Origin of the sequence: Kutzneria buriramensis, assembly GCF_003387475.1 — a bacterium.
In the GTDB taxonomy this organism is placed as follows: domain Bacteria; phylum Actinomycetota; class Actinomycetes; order Mycobacteriales; family Pseudonocardiaceae; genus Kutzneria; species Kutzneria buriramensis.
Genome location: NZ_QUNO01000001.1, coordinates 422367 through 437899, shown reverse-complemented (window position 1 = coordinate 437899; position 15533 = coordinate 422367). Strand labels below are relative to the sequence as shown.

At 70.0% G+C, this 15533-nt stretch carries 15 protein-coding genes; 6 read left to right on the top strand and 9 right to left on the bottom strand.

The genetic code is table 11. The annotated features are described in order from the left end of the window. Positions 1–598 precede the first annotated feature (598 nt). Together BCF44_RS02035 and menD are read right to left on the bottom strand one after the other, a co-directional pair. Positions 599–2089, bottom strand: a complete 1491-nt coding sequence (locus BCF44_RS02035) for a M1 family metallopeptidase (protein ID WP_116172318.1) — start codon at positions 2087–2089, stop codon at positions 599–601. A gap of 102 nt (positions 2090–2191) precedes the next feature. Next, complete coding sequence (menD, locus tag BCF44_RS02030) at positions 2192–3829, bottom strand: 2-succinyl-5-enolpyruvyl-6-hydroxy-3-cyclohexene-1-carboxylic-acid synthase (protein WP_116172842.1); 1638 nt, start codon at positions 3827–3829, stop codon at positions 2192–2194. A gap of 18 nt (positions 3830–3847) precedes the next feature. Between menD and BCF44_RS02025 the strand changes: the two genes are divergently transcribed. From BCF44_RS02025 to BCF44_RS02015, 3 genes are all read left to right on the top strand, one after another. Beyond that, on the top strand, positions 3848–4759 hold the full coding sequence (locus BCF44_RS02025) for a 1,4-dihydroxy-2-naphthoyl-CoA synthase (protein WP_211352851.1): 912 nt from the start codon (positions 3848–3850) through the stop codon (positions 4757–4759). Continuing rightward, a complete protein-coding gene (gene menE / locus BCF44_RS02020) occupies positions 4759–5892 on the top strand; it encodes an o-succinylbenzoate--CoA ligase (RefSeq protein ID WP_116172317.1) in 1134 nt (377 codons plus the stop codon). Before BCF44_RS02025 ends, menE begins: the two co-directional genes overlap by 1 nt. Before the next feature lie 92 nt (positions 5893–5984). Then, positions 5985–6944, top strand: a complete 960-nt coding sequence (locus BCF44_RS02015; protein ID WP_116172316.1) for a hypothetical protein — start codon at positions 5985–5987, stop codon at positions 6942–6944. Positions 6945–6984: 40 nt separating this feature from the next. Here BCF44_RS02015 and tnpB read toward each other — a convergent pair whose 3' ends face one another. Beyond that, the gene (gene tnpB / locus BCF44_RS02010) at positions 6985–8442 is read right to left on the bottom strand and encodes an IS607 family element RNA-guided endonuclease TnpB (protein ID WP_116172315.1); all 1458 of its coding nucleotides are present in this window, start codon (positions 8440–8442) and stop codon (positions 6985–6987) included. A 160-nt stretch (positions 8443–8602) separates the two neighbouring features. On the opposite strand from tnpB, the gene BCF44_RS02005 reads away from it, so the two are divergent. Next, complete coding sequence (locus tag BCF44_RS02005) at positions 8603–9481, top strand: 1,4-dihydroxy-2-naphthoate polyprenyltransferase (protein ID WP_116172840.1); 879 nt, start codon at positions 8603–8605, stop codon at positions 9479–9481. Here the strand turns inward: BCF44_RS02005 and BCF44_RS02000 are convergent, their stop codons facing one another. The 3 genes from BCF44_RS02000 to BCF44_RS01990 are packed head-to-tail and all read right to left on the bottom strand — an operon-like array spanning position 9482 to position 12097. After that, complete coding sequence (locus tag BCF44_RS02000) at positions 9482–10426, bottom strand: Gfo/Idh/MocA family protein (RefSeq protein ID WP_281283078.1); 945 nt, start codon at positions 10424–10426, stop codon at positions 9482–9484. It lies immediately after the preceding gene. Between the two features lie 28 nt (positions 10427–10454). Beyond that, entirely contained in the window at positions 10455–11126 is a 672-nt protein-coding gene (locus tag BCF44_RS01995; protein WP_116172314.1) for a DUF899 family protein, read from the bottom strand. After that, positions 11126–12097 (bottom strand): TIGR03086 family metal-binding protein, encoded by a 972-nt coding sequence (locus BCF44_RS01990; RefSeq protein WP_116172313.1) that lies wholly within the window; start codon positions 12095–12097, stop codon positions 11126–11128. The genes BCF44_RS01995 and BCF44_RS01990 overlap by 1 nt, the downstream gene beginning before the upstream one ends. 87 nt (positions 12098–12184) lie before the next feature. Here BCF44_RS01990 and BCF44_RS01985 point away from each other — a divergent pair, with 87 nt between their 5' ends. Both BCF44_RS01985 and BCF44_RS01980 read left to right on the top strand, forming a co-directional pair. Further along, the gene (locus BCF44_RS01985) at positions 12185–12511 is read left to right on the top strand and encodes an ArsR/SmtB family transcription factor (protein ID WP_116172312.1); all 327 of its coding nucleotides are present in this window, start codon (positions 12185–12187) and stop codon (positions 12509–12511) included. Beyond that, a complete protein-coding gene (locus BCF44_RS01980) occupies positions 12508–12957 on the top strand; it encodes an SRPBCC family protein (protein WP_116172311.1) in 450 nt (149 codons plus the stop codon). Before BCF44_RS01985 ends, BCF44_RS01980 begins: the two co-directional genes overlap by 4 nt. 62 nt (positions 12958–13019) lie before the next feature. Here the strand turns inward: BCF44_RS01980 and BCF44_RS01975 are convergent, their stop codons facing one another. The 3 genes from BCF44_RS01975 to BCF44_RS01965 form a co-directional block, all read right to left on the bottom strand. Beyond that, the gene (locus tag BCF44_RS01975) at positions 13020–14018 is read right to left on the bottom strand and encodes a PLL family lectin (protein WP_147328370.1); all 999 of its coding nucleotides are present in this window, start codon (positions 14016–14018) and stop codon (positions 13020–13022) included. A 174-nt stretch (positions 14019–14192) separates the two neighbouring features. Next, positions 14193–15272: an L-cysteine desulfhydrase Cds1 gene (cds1, locus tag BCF44_RS01970; RefSeq protein ID WP_116172309.1), complete on the bottom strand. Its 1080-nt coding sequence runs from the start codon at positions 15270–15272 to the stop codon at positions 14193–14195. Further along, positions 15269–15526, bottom strand: coding sequence for a DUF4229 domain-containing protein (locus BCF44_RS01965; RefSeq protein ID WP_246014780.1), 258 nt, complete (start codon positions 15524–15526; stop codon positions 15269–15271). The genes cds1 and BCF44_RS01965 overlap by 4 nt, the downstream gene beginning before the upstream one ends. Between the last annotated feature and the right edge of the window lie 7 nt (positions 15527–15533).

Here is a 15533-nt window from a genome sequence, read left to right as displayed (position 1 = left end):
CGTCCGCATCGGCTCTTCGGGCCAATGGTCGGCGGACCGGGCACGGGCGGAACATCGGGGAAATCACCACGGATTCGAGCGGACGACCCGCCGTTGACCTTGGCTGCGCTCGGCGATCCAGCTCCCGCCGAGCCAATCCAGGGCCGCCGAGCCAATCCAGGCCCGCCCGGCACGAAAACAGCCCCCGCCCTATCCCGGGGGGTCGTCCCAGGCCCAGCCTATCCGAGGTGGGGCGGTGTGGATCAGTTGTGGGTAAGGCTGTGGATAACTGGCCGGGGCTGTGGACAACTCGGGGGGCGGGTGTTGACAAGGTGTCGATCACCTGTGGAAGGCAGAGGCCATCGGTGGTTGTGGCAGGGCCGCGGTCGCCGGTGGAAGGCGAGTGCCATCGGCATGAGGTGGTGGCGGGTGAGCGGGTACGTCACCCAGATGGCAAGCGCCATCGCGGACAGGCGGGTGACGGGGCCACTTGCGGACGGCAAGCGCCCATCGGCGGGTAGGTGGACGGGTGCAAAATCCGTCCTTCTCCGGCGCAGAACACATCCAGTGGTGACAAAGCAGCGGCGCTCACCCGGGAGGGCGAGCGCCGCTGCAGAAGTCAGTGCTTGGACGTGGCCAGGAGGGCGTTGGTGCGGTCGATCTCGGCGACGGACTTGGGCACCGAGGGGGCGACGCGGGCAGCGGCGACCGGGGCGGACAGGGTGGGCCGCGCCGGGGTGAACAGCCACTGCTGGAACAGGTCGTGCAGGGGCTTGCCGGACACCTTCTCGGCGATGCCGATGAACTGGTCGATGGTGCCGTCGCTGTACTTCCGAGCGGCGACCCACGCCTTGAGGATGGCGAAGAAGGCGTCGTCGCCGACGGTTGTGCGCAGCGCGTGCAGGGTGAGCGCCCCGCGCGTGTAGACGGCGAAGTCGCTGAACTGGTTGTCGGCGCCGGGGTCGCCGGGCAGGGTCTGCCACTGCGGGTCCGAGGCCGGCACGGAGTTGTAGTAGTAGTCGAAGAGCTGCTGGGCGGTGCCCTCGCCCTCCTTCTCCGACCACAGCCACTCGGCATACGAGGCGAAGCCCTCGTTCAGCCAGATGTCGCTCCACCGGTGCACGGACACGGCATCGCCGAACCACTGGTGGGCGTTCTCGTGGACGATCACGGACAGGTCGCTGCCGGACCGGAAGAACCGCGGGTCGTACACGGGCCGGGTCTGGTTCTCCAGCGCGAAGCCGAACTGGACGCCGGGCACGACGCCGCCCTCGGCCTCGAACGGGTACGGCCCGAACACGGTGGACTCCCAGGCGAGCACCTCGGGCGTGCGCTCGACGCTGGCGACGGCGGCGTCGTGGTTGGCGCCGAGGTTCGCCCCGTACGCGGTGGTCACGGGCAAGCCGTCGGGACCCGTGCCCTGCCGGATGTCGTACTTGCCGATGGCGATGAACGTCAGGTACGTGGCCTGCGGCTTGGTGCTGCGCCAGTTCCACCGCGTCTGCCCGAGCTGGCTGCGCGAGCTGACCAGCACGCCGTTGGACACGACCTGCGTGCCGTCGGGCACGGCGACGGAGACGTCGTAGGTGGCCTTGTCGGTCGGGTGGTCGTTGGCGGGATACCAGAAGGCGGCGATGTGCGGCTCCTGCACGGCCTGCGCGCCGTCGGGAGTGCGCAGCCAGTCCTTCTCGCCGTTGATGGTGACCTGCGACGGAATCCCGTCGTAGCGAACGACGACGGTGATCGGGCTGCCCTTGGGCAGCGTGGCCGCCGGCGTGATCACGAGCTTGGAGCCGGTGCTGGTGTAGGTGGCCGGGAAGTTGTTGACCAGGACGGAATCGGTGTGCAGGCCGAAGTCGAACGAGAACTGGGACAGGTCCTGCGTGGCGGTGGCGAGAATGGTCGCGGTGCCGCTGAGCTGGTCGCTGGCCGGCTGGTACTGAAGGCGTAAGTCGTAGTGGCCTACGTCGTAACCGGTGTTGCCGTCGGTCGGGTAGTACGGGTCGCCGACGGTCTGGCCGCCGGGGCTACCGGTGCCGGCCGCGGCGGTGCCGGCCAGCAGCAGGCCGGCCACGGTGGTCGCGAGCGCGACGAACGCGGGTGATCTCAAGGCGTACCTCCCCTAGTGGGCCTGGAAACCCGAACCTAGGAGAGGCACCCGAGGGGCACTACCCAACGTTAGTAGGTTCCTACGGAGCGAGAGTGGTAACGATCACCAGGCCTCCGCGACCACGGAGCGCAGTCGGGAATGCAGGTCTCGCAACCGAGAGCGATCGGCCCGGACCTCGATGACCCGGATGCCGTCGGCCGGCGCGAGGGCCTCCCGCAGTGACGCGGCGTCGGAGACGAGCACGTGCGGCACCCGGTAGCCGGCGCACAGCGCGGCGAGGTCGGCGCCATGCGGGGTGCCGAAGACGTGCTCGAACGAGTCGGCGTGCTCCGGGGATCCCTGCTCCAGCAACGAGAAGATGCCGCCACCGTCGTCGTTGAGCACGACGACGGCCAGGTTGGGCCGGATCTCGCCGGGACCGATGAGCAAACCGTTGATGTCGTGAAGGAAAGTCAGGTCGCCGACGAGGGCGTAGCCGTACGCGGCGTCGAGGCTGGCGCCGACGGCGCAGGACAGGGTGCCGTCGATGCCGGCGAGCCCGCGGTTGGAGAACATCCGCAGATCGACGCGGCGCGCAGCGGCCAGGTCGACGTCCCGGACGGGGTTCGACGAGCCCAGGAAAAGCGTTGCCCCGTACGGCAGGGCGTCCACGAGTGCCTGCGCGACGTGCAGGCCGGTCGGCCACGGCTCGTCGGCCAGAAACTTGTCCACAATGGACCGAACGCCGGCGTCGGCGTCCCGCCAACGAGAAAGCCACGCGTCGCCGAAATTCGGCGGCGGCACCGCCAGCGGGCCGGTGACGTAGTCGGCCCGATGCTGCGGATCGGTCCACTGTGGGTGCTCGGAAACCACGTGCACGACCGGGGTTTCGCGGATGACCCGCTGCTCGCCCCGGCTCAGCGAGGTGTGGCCGACGACCAGCAGCGAGTCCGGCCGCAGCGCCGCGGGCAGGCCGACGGCCAGCATCAACGAGCCGGTGCCGATCGTCTCACCGGCGGCGAAACCCAGCGGCTCGACGATGATCGGCCAACCGGCCGCGGCCGCGAAGGAACCCGTGGCACGGGCGACCTCCGGCGAGACGTCGCCGACGACGACCAGGGTGCGCTCACCGAGGTGGCCGATATCCGTTGCGCCGGAACGGCTTTCTGCGACCGGAGACACCGCGGTCCACGGGCCGGCGCGTCCCTCCAACGGTTCCGGCCAGTCGAGATCGCCATCGGGCACCAGCGGCTCACGGAACGGCACGTTGAGGTGCACCGGTCCGTCCGAGCGCAGGGACCGGCAGACCATGCCACGCCACAGGGCGTTCTGCCCGGGTCGCCGCTCGGCCATCGGGAAGTCCACGGTCGACACCAGGGCGCCGAAAACGCCGTGCTGCACGGTGGTCTGGCTGGCGCCGGAGCCGACCAGCTCGATCGGACGATCCGCGGTCAGCGCGATCAGGGGCACGTGGCTGTGCGCGGCCTCCAGCATCGCCGGGTGCAGGTTGGCCACGGCCGTGCCGGACGTGCACACGACGGCCACCGGCCTTCCCACGGCGCGGGCGATCCCCAGCGCGAGGAAGCCGGCCGACCGCTCGTCGATGCGGACGTGCAGCGTCAGCCGCCCTGCAACCGAGGCGTGGTGCAGCGCGATGGCCAGCGCGGCATTGCGTGATCCGGGACACAGCACGACATGCCGCACGTCGTTGCGCACGAGTTCGTCGACCAGGACACGGGCCTGCGCGGTGGACGGGTTCACCCGCCTATTCTCCCAGGTGTGGCTGATGAACACGTGTCCGACTTGTTCGACCCGACCGCGTGGCGCGCCGTCGAGGGCTTCGACTTCACCGACATCACCTACCACCGCGCGGTGGACCAGGGCACGGTGCGGATCGCCTTCAACCGGCCCGAGGTCCGCAACGCCTTCCGCCCGCACACCGTGGACGAGCTCTACCTCGCCCTCGACCACGCCCGGATGTCGCCGGACGTCGGCTGCGTGCTGATCACCGGCAACGGACCGTCCCCGAAGGACGGCGGCTGGGCCTTCTGCTCCGGCGGCGACCAGCGCATCCGCGGCCGCGACGGCTACCAGTACGCCAGCGGCGACACCGCCGACACGGTGGACAAGGCCCGCGCCGGCCGGCTGCACATCCTGGAGTGCCAGCGGCTGATCCGGTTCATGCCCAAGGTGGTCATCGCGGTGGTCCCGGGCTGGGCCGCGGGCGGCGGGCACAGCCTGCACGTGGTGGCCGATCTCACGCTGGCCAGCGCCGAGCACGCCCGGTTCAAGCAGACCGACGCCGACGTGGGCAGCTTCGACGGCGGCTACGGCTCGGCCTACCTGGCCCGGCAGGTCGGCCAGAAGTTCGCCCGCGAGATCTTCTTCCTGGGCCGGCCCTACACCGCCGAGCAGGCCCACCAGATGGGCATGGTCAACGCCGTCGTGCCGCACGCCGAGCTGGAGGCCACCGCGCTGGAGTGGGCCCGCGAGATCAACGGCAAGTCGCCGACCGCGCAGCGGATGCTCAAGTACTCCTTCAACCTGATCGACGACGGCCTGGTCGGGCAGCAGATCTTCGCCGGCGAGACGACCCGGCTGGCGTACATGACCGACGAGGCCGTCGAGGGCCGCAACGCGTTCCTGGAGAAGCGGGACCCGGACTGGTCCGACTACCCGCACTACTTCTGATGGTTCGCGAGCTGCGGGCACTGCCCGTGCCGACCAGGCCGGCCGAGGTGCTGGCGCTGTTGCCGACGCTGGCGGCGGCGCTGGCCGGCGACGGCCCGGCGCTGCTGCCGGTCACCGACCAGGAGCCGGGTCTGCCGGCCGCGCTGGGCGTGGACCGGCCGGTGGACGACCGGGTGGCGCTGGTGATCGGCACGTCCGGGTCGACGGGTGCACCGAAGGGCGCATTGCTGGCGTCTGACGCCATCAAGGCGTCCGCCACTGCCACGCACGCCCGGCTCGGCGGGCCAGGCACCTGGCTGCTGGCGATGTCCGTCCGGTACATCGGCGGACTTCAAGTGCTGATCCGTTCGCTGCTCGCGGGCACTCGACCGGCCGTCGCGGACCTGACGGACGGTTTCCGGCCGGAGGAGTTCACGAAGGCGGCCTTCGCTGCGCTGGAGGCGCCGGGGCGGCACTACACCGCCCTGGTGCCCACGCAGCTGACCCGGCTGATGACCGGCGACGCCCTGGAGGCGCTGCGCGGTTTCGACGCCATCGTCATGGGCGGTGCGGCGATGCCCGAGGCGCTTCGGCAACGCGCCCGCGACGAGGGCGTCAACGCCATCCCCTCGTACGGGATGAGCGAGACGGCCAGCGGCTGCGTGTACGACGGGGTGCCGCTGGACGGCGTATCGATCAGGCTCACCGACGGCCGGATCGACATCCGGGGGCCGGTGCTGGCCGACGGCTACCGCGGCTTCGACGGCGAGTCGCCGTTCGTGGACGGCTGGTTCCTCACCAGCGACCTCGGCCGCTGGCTGGCCGACGGCCGGCTGGAGGTGGTCGGCCGGCTCGACGACGTGATCAACACCGGCGGCGTGAAGATCGCTCCGCTGCTGGTGGAACGGGCCCTGACGGCGGTCGACGGCGTCAGCGACGCCTGCGTGATCGGCCTGCCCGATGCGGAGTGGGGCCAGATCGTGGCGGCGGCGATCGTCGCCACCGAGCCGCCGAGCGAGGCTCAGCTCCGCGAAGCCGTGAAAACCGCAGCCGGCCGAGCGGCGGTGCCGAAAGTGATCCGCTTCCTGCCGGAACTGCCGCTGCTGGGACCGGGCAAAGTGGACCGGAAGGCCGTCCGGAGGGCACTCGGCTGACCGGCAGCCGTGACCGGCGGCAAGGTGAGTAATTCACGGGCACATCGCCGCAGTACGTTGAGTAGTCACGAAGTCACGGATTCGCTCAGCGTATGCGAAAGACACCCCTGTACGCGGCGCTGCTGGTGACGGCCGCCACGGTCCTGCCGTTGTCGCTCAGCGCCCCGGCCCAGGCCGCGACCACCACGTGGACGGCGGACCTGGCGTCCCACAACGAGGACAACAGCAACATCGCCAACGCCGACGGCGTGGTGCGGCTGGCCGGCGGCCCGGCGCACGCCGCCACCGACCAGCTGAACCTGGAGAACGGCATCATCATGTTCGACCCGCGCCAGCTGCCGGCGAAGGCGAACACGGTCGCCGCCGCGTTGGACGGCGCCGTGCCGGCCGACTCCGAGCTGGCGGTGGACGTCCGCGGTCTCAAGGCCGACGGCCAGTGGACCGAGTGGACGGAGGCGACCTCGGACGCGCCGGCCGTGCTGCCGGAGGCCAGCGCGACCGTGCAGGTGCGAATGATGCTCACCGCCCCGTACGGGTCGACCGGCCCGGTCGCCCACAAGCTGACGCTGTCGGCGAGCACCTCGATGGCCCCGGCGGTCGCGCCGCACGCGGCCCGCTCGTACAAGGTGTACGCCACCCGTGAGGGCCTGGTCGGCAGCACCACCGCGAACGGCCACAAGATCGTCTCGCACGACCACTTCGTCGCCCTGCCGTCCGGGAAGTCGTTGAACCCCAACGGAAAGAAGACGTACCAGGTCAAGGTGTGCGCGGCCAACGGGCGCTGCGAGACGGCCCCGGTGTGGGACGTCGGCCCGTGGAACACCAAGGACGACTACTGGAACCCGTCGAGCACCCGGCAGGAGTGGAAGACCCTGCCCGAGGGCAAGCCCGAGGCGCAGGCGGCCTACCAGAGCGGCTACAACGGCGGCAAGGACCAGTTCGGCCGCAAGGTCTCCAACCCCGCCGGCATCGACCTGGCCGACGGCACGTTCCTGGACGGCCTCCGGCTGACCGACAACGCCTGGGTGACCGTGACCTATCTGTGGACGTAACCGTTGCCTTCTAGCGAGCAGACGTAAGTTTGCTCAGCAATCAGGCAGCCGTCCCTTGCGAGACGGCGGTCCCCGCCTGACCAACCCGAATCGGGTTGTGCAGGGTTGACGCTTCACGGCCTCCTGCCTCGCCCGCTCGCGCGGGATCGGTCTCACGGGTGGCTCCACGTCCTGCCACCGACCCACTGTCGGCGGGACTCTGTGCACCCAACGTATGGGTCTCGCCGAGTCGGGCGAGGTTGGTCGCGGCGTTGAGATCACGGTCGATCCGCGCGCCGCAGTGGTCGCAGGTGTAGGTGCGGTCGGCGAGCGTGAGGTTTGGCTTTCGCCCACCGCACACAGAACACGTTTTGGAACTCGGGTAGTACCGGTCGGCCTCCACCAATTGGATGCCATACCAGCGGGTCTTGTAGCCCAGCATCCGCCTGAACTCCGCCAGCGCAGCGTCGGCCAGCGCGCGATTGAAGCCGCGTTTGCGGGCGCCGCCGGCTTTGCCCATACCGGCGACGTTCAAGGTCTCGACCACCACAACGTTGTGCTGTTGGGCGAGGGCGGTGGTGACCTTGTGCAGGATGTCCCGACGAACGTCGGCAGCCCGGGCATGGATCCTGCCAATGCGCGTCTGCGTCTTGCGCCATCGCTTCGACGGCCGCCGCTTCGCCCGAGTGGCAGTGGCGCGGGGCCCATGTTGACGAGCGGCCTTGCGCTGCAATTGCCGCAACCTGGGCTGAGCGGCGGTGAGCGACTTCGGGGCCGCGACCCGCCGTATCTCCGTTCCGTCCGGTGCCGCCACCACCAGCAGATCTCTCACACCGACATCGACACCCACCACCCGATGGGCAGACCGCAGTGCGTGGGCGGGGCGTGCCTTGGACATCACCAACGCCTGGAATGAGCAGAACCAGCGGCCGGACGAGTCCTCGACGACTGTCGCCGACAGAATCCGTGCCGTGCCGGCCTCGAGTCGTCGCACCAATTTACGGGTGGACTCATGCGCCTTGATAGTGCCCACGCGCGGGAGGGTGATGTGACGCCGATCGGTCTCCACACGGATGACCCCGGTGGTGAACCGGACTGAACGCTCGACTCGCCTGGACTTGAACCTCGGGAACCCAACCGCCTTACCCGCGCGCTCACCCGTACGAGACTTCGACCAGGCGTCCAGGCCGCGTGCCAGGGCATCAAGGCCGGTGTTGTAGGCCTCTTTGGAATTCTCCCGCCACCACGGCGCAGCCGTGTCCTTCCGTTGGTTCCATGTTTTCCGCAGCGCGGGCAGCGACCACCCCGTTGAGGGTGTGAGTTCATCTTCGGGGAGGCCGTAGGTGCGCTCCGCCGCCCGCTGATCGAGCACTGCCTTTGTCAAGGCGAGCATATGGTTGTGCGCGAACCGCGCGGCACCTGCATGCGAGACAAGGACACCAACCTGGGCCGGGGTGGTGTCGAGAGCAAACCGGTACGCCTGTGCCGTCCACCCATCCGGAACCTCGAACCTAGCCACGTGCGTCCGGCCTCGGTTGACACACACCGTTCACCCGCGTCCGCCCAGCCAACGTCACACATTCATGCAAACACATGTTCGATCACGTTTGCTCCCGACACGCCACGTGGACGTAACCCCTGGTTGACGGGCGGCCGTGGCCGTGTCGGAAGATGACGGCATGGCCACGGTCGCTCAGTGGATCGAGGGTGCCCGACCGCGCACCCTGCCCAACGCCATCGCCCCGGTGCTGGTGGGCAACGGCGCCGCGTACGCGCTCGGCGCGTTCGACCTCACGCGGGGGGTGCTCACCTTGGTGGTGGCGCTCGCCCTGATCATCGGCGTGAACTTCGCCAACGACTACTCCGACGGCGTGCGCGGCACCGACGACGTGCGGGTCGGCCCGTTGCGGCTGGTCGGCTCCAAGGTGGCCAAGCCGACGACCGTTCGGCTGGCGGCGTTCGTGTGCTTCGGCGTCGCCGCCGTGGCGGGCGTAGCCGTGACGGTGCTCAGCGGCTCGTACTGGCTGATCGGGGTCGGCGCGGTCTGCATTGCGGCGGCCTGGTTCTACACCGGCGGCAAGCGCCCCTACGGCTACGCCGGCCTCGGCGAGCTGGCGGTGTTCATCTGCTTCGGACTGATCGCCGTGCTCGGCACGCTGTACGTGCAGGCCGGCGACTTCAGCGGCTACGGCATCGGCGGCGCGGTGGCGATCGGCTGCTTCTCCAGCGCCGTGCTGGTGGCCAACAACCTGCGCGACATCCCCACCGACACCGAGGCCGGCAAGCGCACGCTGGCCGTGCTGATCGGCGACCAGGACACCCGCAACCTGTACCTGGGCCTGGTCGTCGTGCCGTTCCTGGTGAGCATCGTCGGGAGCCTGCGCGACGGCTACCTGCTGCTCGGCTTCCTGGCGCTGCCGCTGCTGGTCGGCAGCGCCCGGAAGATGATCAAGGGCGTCAAGGGCAAGGCGCTGATCCCGGTGCTCCGGGACACCGGCCTGGCCATGTTGGTGTGGGCGATTACCACCGCCGCCGCGCTGGTGCTCGGCGGCCGCTGATCAGGCCCGGGCCAGCACCGCGTCCATCGTCTCCATGATCGACACGCTCTCGTCCAGCGACATCAGCGGGCTCTCGGTCTCGCCGGCGGCCAGCCGCCGCGCCACCTCGTCGGCCTGGTGCCGCAGGCCACGGCCCTCGTGCTCGCTGGCGAACACCGTCGGCGAGCCGTCGCGCGGGACCAGCCGGACCGTGGTCGGCGCGAAGAACTCGCTGTCGATCTCGATCCGGCCCTCGGTGCCGACGACGGTCGCCCGCGTCGGACTGGTGCCCCGCAGGGTGCAGTTCAGCAGGGCCTGTGCGCCGCTGTCATAACCGAAGATCATCGACGTCTGGGCGTCGACGCCGGTGAACGCCGGATCGATCATCGAGACGATCTTCGACGGCGTGCCCAGCACCATGGAGGCGAACGACACCACGTAGATGCCCAGGTCGAGCAGTGCGCCGCCGCCCAGCTCCGGCGCGAACAGCCGGTGATCGGCCTCCTCGGGGAAGCCGTAGCCGAAGTCGGCGGTCACGGTGACGATGTCGCCGAGACCGCCGACCAGCTCGCGGACCTTGCGCATGTGCGGTAGGAACCGGGTCCACATCGCCTCCATCAGGAAGACGTTGTTGGCCCGCGCCACCTTCACCAGCTCGCGCGCCTCCTCGGCGTTCATGGTGAACGGCTTCTCCACCAGCACGGCCTTGCCGGCATTGAGGGCGAGCAGCGCGTTGGGGTGGTGCATGGGGTGCGGCGTGGCCACGTAGACGGCGTCGACCTCGGGGTCGGCGGCCAGGTCCGCATAGCTGGCGTGCCGGCGCTCGATCGTGAACCCGTCGGCGAAGTTGTCCGCGCTCGCCCGGCTGCGTGAGCCGACCGCGACGACCTTGCCGGAGTCGGTCAGTTCCAGGTCGGTCGCGAACTGCTGCGCGATCCCGCCCGTGCCCATGATCCCCCACCGCACCGGATTGCCCACCGCACATGCCCCTTGCTCAGGTCCGACTCCCGCTGACGAGTCGACCGTAGTCGAGGCCGGCGTACCAGTCGCCCCTGCCGGCGGGCGTCAGGTCCAGCAGGTGCCAGACCGGGGCCAGCAGGTCGATGCCGCGCTCCTGGATGTCCTCGGCCATGCGCGGGTGGGCCGTGTAGTGGTGCCGGACCACGCCGTCGTCGTCACGGACGAAGACCGACACCGTCGAGTCCTGGTTGCCGTCCTCGTCCTCGCTACGCAGGTCGCGCTTGAACGTGCTGTCGCCGGCCGACAGCAGGCGCAGCTGGTCCCAGCCACGCTCCCGGCCGTAGCGGTCGAGGTCGTCGGGCTCGGCCGCGGCGACGATCGCGAGGTCGACATTGCGGGCGATGTGCTGGGCCACGCCGTTGAAGCCGTCGATCCACATGGTGCACATCGGGCAGGGCGTGGTCTGCCGCTTGCCGTACATCAGGTGGTAGACGATCAACGGCCGGTCGGTGACGAGCTCGTCCAGGGTGACCGGGCCGTTGCCGTCGCGGAGCACGTAGTTCGGCACGACCGGGCCCGGCGGCAGGTCGCGCCGCTGCCGCGCGACGCGTTCGCGCTGCCGCATCAGCTCGATCTCCGCCAGCCGCAGGTCCTCGCGGGCCGCGACGTACTCGGCGGACTCGCCGGTCAGATCGGTGTGGCGCATCAAGCAGCCCTCCCCGTGAAAGCGATCAGCTTGTCGAGCGCGCCCGCGTCGGCGCCGACCGGCGTCTCGGCCTGGAACTGGCCGCCGGCCCGCAGGTCCACCGCGGCGTCGAGGCGGCGCACCTGCTCCAGCACGTAGCCGGTGAGCTCGTCGGGCGCGGTGAACGGCAGGCCGGCGGCCTGGGCGAAGTCCCAGGCGTGGACCAGGAATTCCACTGACAGGATCGACGCCGCGAGGTCCGCCGGCAACTCCTGCGGGCCGGCCGGAACGGCGCCGTCGACGCCGCGGATCCGCCACGCCTCGGTCACGCGCTGGCCAGCGTCGGCGACCCGCTCCTCCGGCGTGCCGTCGGTGGCCGCTTCGAAGGGGCGGCCGGTCATCGCGGCGAGACCGGTGAGCGAACCGAGCAGGTGGTCGACGAGATCGTCCACAGTGAACTTCTCGCACGGGGTCGAGGAGGTCCCACGGTTGGCGCCCATCTCCCGCAGCACGGGCAGGCAGAGCGCCAGCGATGCCTCGGCGGCGTTGAGCAGGGTGAGGTCCTGCATCGCCGCGAACTCGTCGGGACCGGCGTCGCCGCTGGTCGTCACGGCCTTGAGGCGGTCGAGGTAGTGCGTCCACCCCTCGTGGTGGCCCTTGGCCTGGGTGTCGGAGAGGCCCTCGTGCACCAGCCGGACCTCGCTGCCGCCGGCCGCCGGCTCGATCGTGATCTCCACGGTGGACGATCCCGGCGGCACCTCCTCGTCGCCCTCCCAGCCCCAGGTGCAGGCCAGCCGGCGGCCCGGCTCGATCGCCGTGTACGCGCCGAGGGCGGTGTGGCCGGGCACGACCAGCCAGCGGAACTCGCCGCCGACCCGCAGGTCCATGCGGCCGGTGACGATCTGCCACCGGCGCAGCCGCGCCGGCTCGGTCAGCCAGGTGTAGGTCTCCTCGGCGCCGGTCGGCACCAGCACGCTCACGTCCACGGTCATCTCGGGCTCCCATCTATTTTAGCGACGGCTAAAGCTAGCCCTGCGGCCCGCTCGACCGCAAGCTTTAGCCAGAGCTAAACTGCCGGCGTGGACGCGCTGCACGCTGTCGCCGAACCACGCCGGCGGGAGATCCTCCGCCTGGTGTGGGACGCCGAGCGCTCCGCCGGCGACGTCGCCGCGCACTTCGACGTGACCTTCGGCGCCGTGTCCCAGCACCTCGCCGTGCTGCGCAAGGCCGGTCTCGTCAGCGTGCGCAAGGACGGCAACCGCCGGCTCTACCGCGCCGACCGCGCCGCGCTCGGGCCGCTGGCCGCGTGGCTGGAGTCGATGTGGTCCACCGAGCTGGACACCCTCGCCGCGCTGGCCGAGCAGGTCGAGCGGGACAACGCCGAACAGGAGGGACGGTCGGCATGACCGAGCCGTCGACGCGGGCGCCGGAACTGGTCGTGGAGAAGCGGATCAACGCGCTGCCCACGACCGTGTTCTCGTTCTTCACCGACCGGGACCGCTGGCTGTCCTGGCAGGGCGAGGAGGCCGAGATCGACCCGCGCCCCGGCGGCGTGTTCCGGATGAACGTGCGGGAGGGCAACGTCGCCTCCGGGCAGTTCGTCACCGTCGAGCCGTACCACCGGATCGTCTTCACCTGGGGCTGGGAGAACCCCGGCAACCCCGCGCCGCCCGGATCGTCCACAGTGGACATCACCCTGCGCCCCGACGGCGCCGCCACCGTGCTCACGCTGACCCACCGAGGCCTGCCGCTGGAGCTCTTCGAGTCGCACGGCATCGGCTGGAACCACTACATGGAGCGCCTGCTCGTCCGCGCCGAGGGCGGCGACCCCGGCCCCGACGAGGGCGCGTAGTAGCGCCGAGACGGGGGAAGGTCCCCGCCGTCACCGACGGCGGGGACCTTCCATGTCACCAGCTACTTGCCGTTGTAGGTCTGCTTGTAGAGGGAGAGCAGCGTGGTCGCGGTGGTGATCGCGTAGATGATGCCGTTGACCACGCTCAGGTTGACGCCCCACGGGGTGGTCTGGCCGCTCTGGTCCCGGGTCCAGTTGCCGCCGTTCAGGCCACGGCCGTCCGGCCCGATCTCGGTGTACCAGATGGCGTTGTCGGCGGTGGACCGCGCCGCGATCTGCATGTTGGTGCCGGTGCTGGCGAACCCGACCGGCCCGTAGACGCTGCCGCCGACCCGGATCGTGCTGCTCCAGTTGCTCGAACCGAGGGTCTGGAAATTGAGCTGCACGGCGGCGGTCGGGTCGACGTGCGCGACCCAGATCCGGCGATTGGCCGCGTTGTACGTCACCGTGGGCGCCGAATGGGTCTCGGCGTCGATGTACTGGGTGTCACCCCAGCGCTGACCGTCGTAGAAATTGCCGAGAATCGCGGTGCCCAGGGAATCGTCCTCGCGATAGGCCAAGTACAGCTGGGTGCCGCTCTGACTGGGGATCTGGGTGACGGACGGGCCGTACTCGGAGCGGAACGGGAGCTGGGTCCAGTTGGTGCCCCGCGCACGGGGATTGAGCCACGCCCAGTAGATGTGGTGATCCGTCGGATGGGTGTAGAAGAGGGCGACGCCGCCGCCGAACTGGACGACGGTGGGTGAGTAGTTGGAACGAACGCCGCCCAGCTGGAAGGCCTCGCCGCCGTTCCACGAGCCCCACAGCACGCCCTGTCCATCCGCGCTGCGCCAGATGTGCAGCAGATTTCCGTTGGTCGTCCGCGCCTCGGCCATCACACCCTGGGTGGTGATCTGCCGATTGTTGTGATTGGGACTGCTGTCCTGGTAGTACTCGCCGTGCCAGCCCTTTTCCTCGCCCGGCGCGCCGGCGGCGAAGGCGGAACCCTCGTTCGCCAGCACGACCGCGCCGGCCGCCAGCAGGCCGACGGTCACGGTTCGCCACTTATTCGAAAAGAACATGACTTCCCCTCGGACGCGATTCGCTCGTTGTTTCCGAACACCATCGACGGTATGAGCGCTCGCGCGATCGCTTCAAGGCGGCGGGGCGTTGATGCATTTAACCGTGCCCGGACGGCAAAAGCGTAATCGAGGCCACAGCATTAGCGGCCGGAACTGGCCGCTAATGCCGGGAGATCAGGCGGTCCATTCCCCGGTGGCGAAGAACTTCTCCAGGGTCTGGGTGTGCGGCCGCAGGTCGAGGCCCTGCGCGGCGACCCACTCGTCGTCGTAGTAGGTGTTCTCGTACCGCTCGCCGCCGTCGCACAGCAGCGACACGACGCTGCCCGGACGGTCGTGCCGGCGCATGCCGGCGATGATCTGGAACGCGCCCCACAGGTTGGTGCCGGTCGACCCGCCGACCTTGCGGCCCAGCAGCTCCCGGGCGAACCGGATGGTGGCGATGGACGCGGCGTCCGGCACCTTGATCATGTGGTCGATGACGTCGCCGACGAAGGAGGGCTCCACCCGCGGCCGGCCGATGCCCTCGATGCGGGAGCCCTTGCAGCCGGTCAGCGCGGGCGCGGCGTCCTGCCAGGCGTCGTAGAACACCGAGTGCTCGGGGTCGACGACGGCCAGCCGGGTGCACAGCCGCCGGTAGCGCACGTAGCGGCCGATGGTGGCGCTGGTGCCGCCGGTGCCGGCGCCGACGACCACCCAGGCCGGCTCGGGGTGCTGCTCGGAGGCCATCTGCTCGAAGATCGACTCGGCGATGTTGTTGTTGCCGCGCCAGTCGGTGGCCCGCTCGGCGTGCGTGAACTGGTCCATGAAGTGGCCGTGCAGCTCGCCGGCCAGCCGCCGCGACTCGTCGTAGATGGCGCCGGGCTCGTCCACGAAGTGGCAGCTGCCGCCCTGCCGCTCGATCAGCGCGATCTTCTCCCGGCTGGTGGAGCGGGGCATCACCGCGATGAACGGCAGCCCCAGCAGCCGGGCGAAGTAGGCCTCGGACACGGCGGTCGAACCGGACGACGCCTCGATCACCGGTGTGCCCTTGGTCACCCAGCCGTTGCAGATCGCGTAGAGGAACAGCGACCGCGCGAGCCGGTGCTTGAGGGAACCGGTCGGATGCGTTGACTCGTCCTTGAGATAGAGATCGACACCCCACTCCCGGGGCAGCGGGAAGGTCAGCAAGTGCGTGTCGGCGCTGCGGTTGGCGTCCGCCTCGATGATGCGAACGGCCTCCCGGACCCAACATCGGGTGGCGTCGGCGCTGGTCATTGCGTGTCCTCGCCGCGCAGCTGGGCGCGCATCTTCAGGCGCTCGGCCCGGCGCTCGGTGAGCGCGGCCGCGATGCGGGTGTTCAGGCCGCGCAGCAGCACCATCGACAGCGGCCAAGCCAGCACCAGCCCGACGGCCACCGCGATCAGCAGCGGCACGTGCGCGAGGGTCAGCAGGAACGCGATGACCGCGAGCAACCCGATCCGGGCCGCCGTGTACACCGTGATGTCACGGCCGAAAGTGCTGGTCTCCACGGCTGCC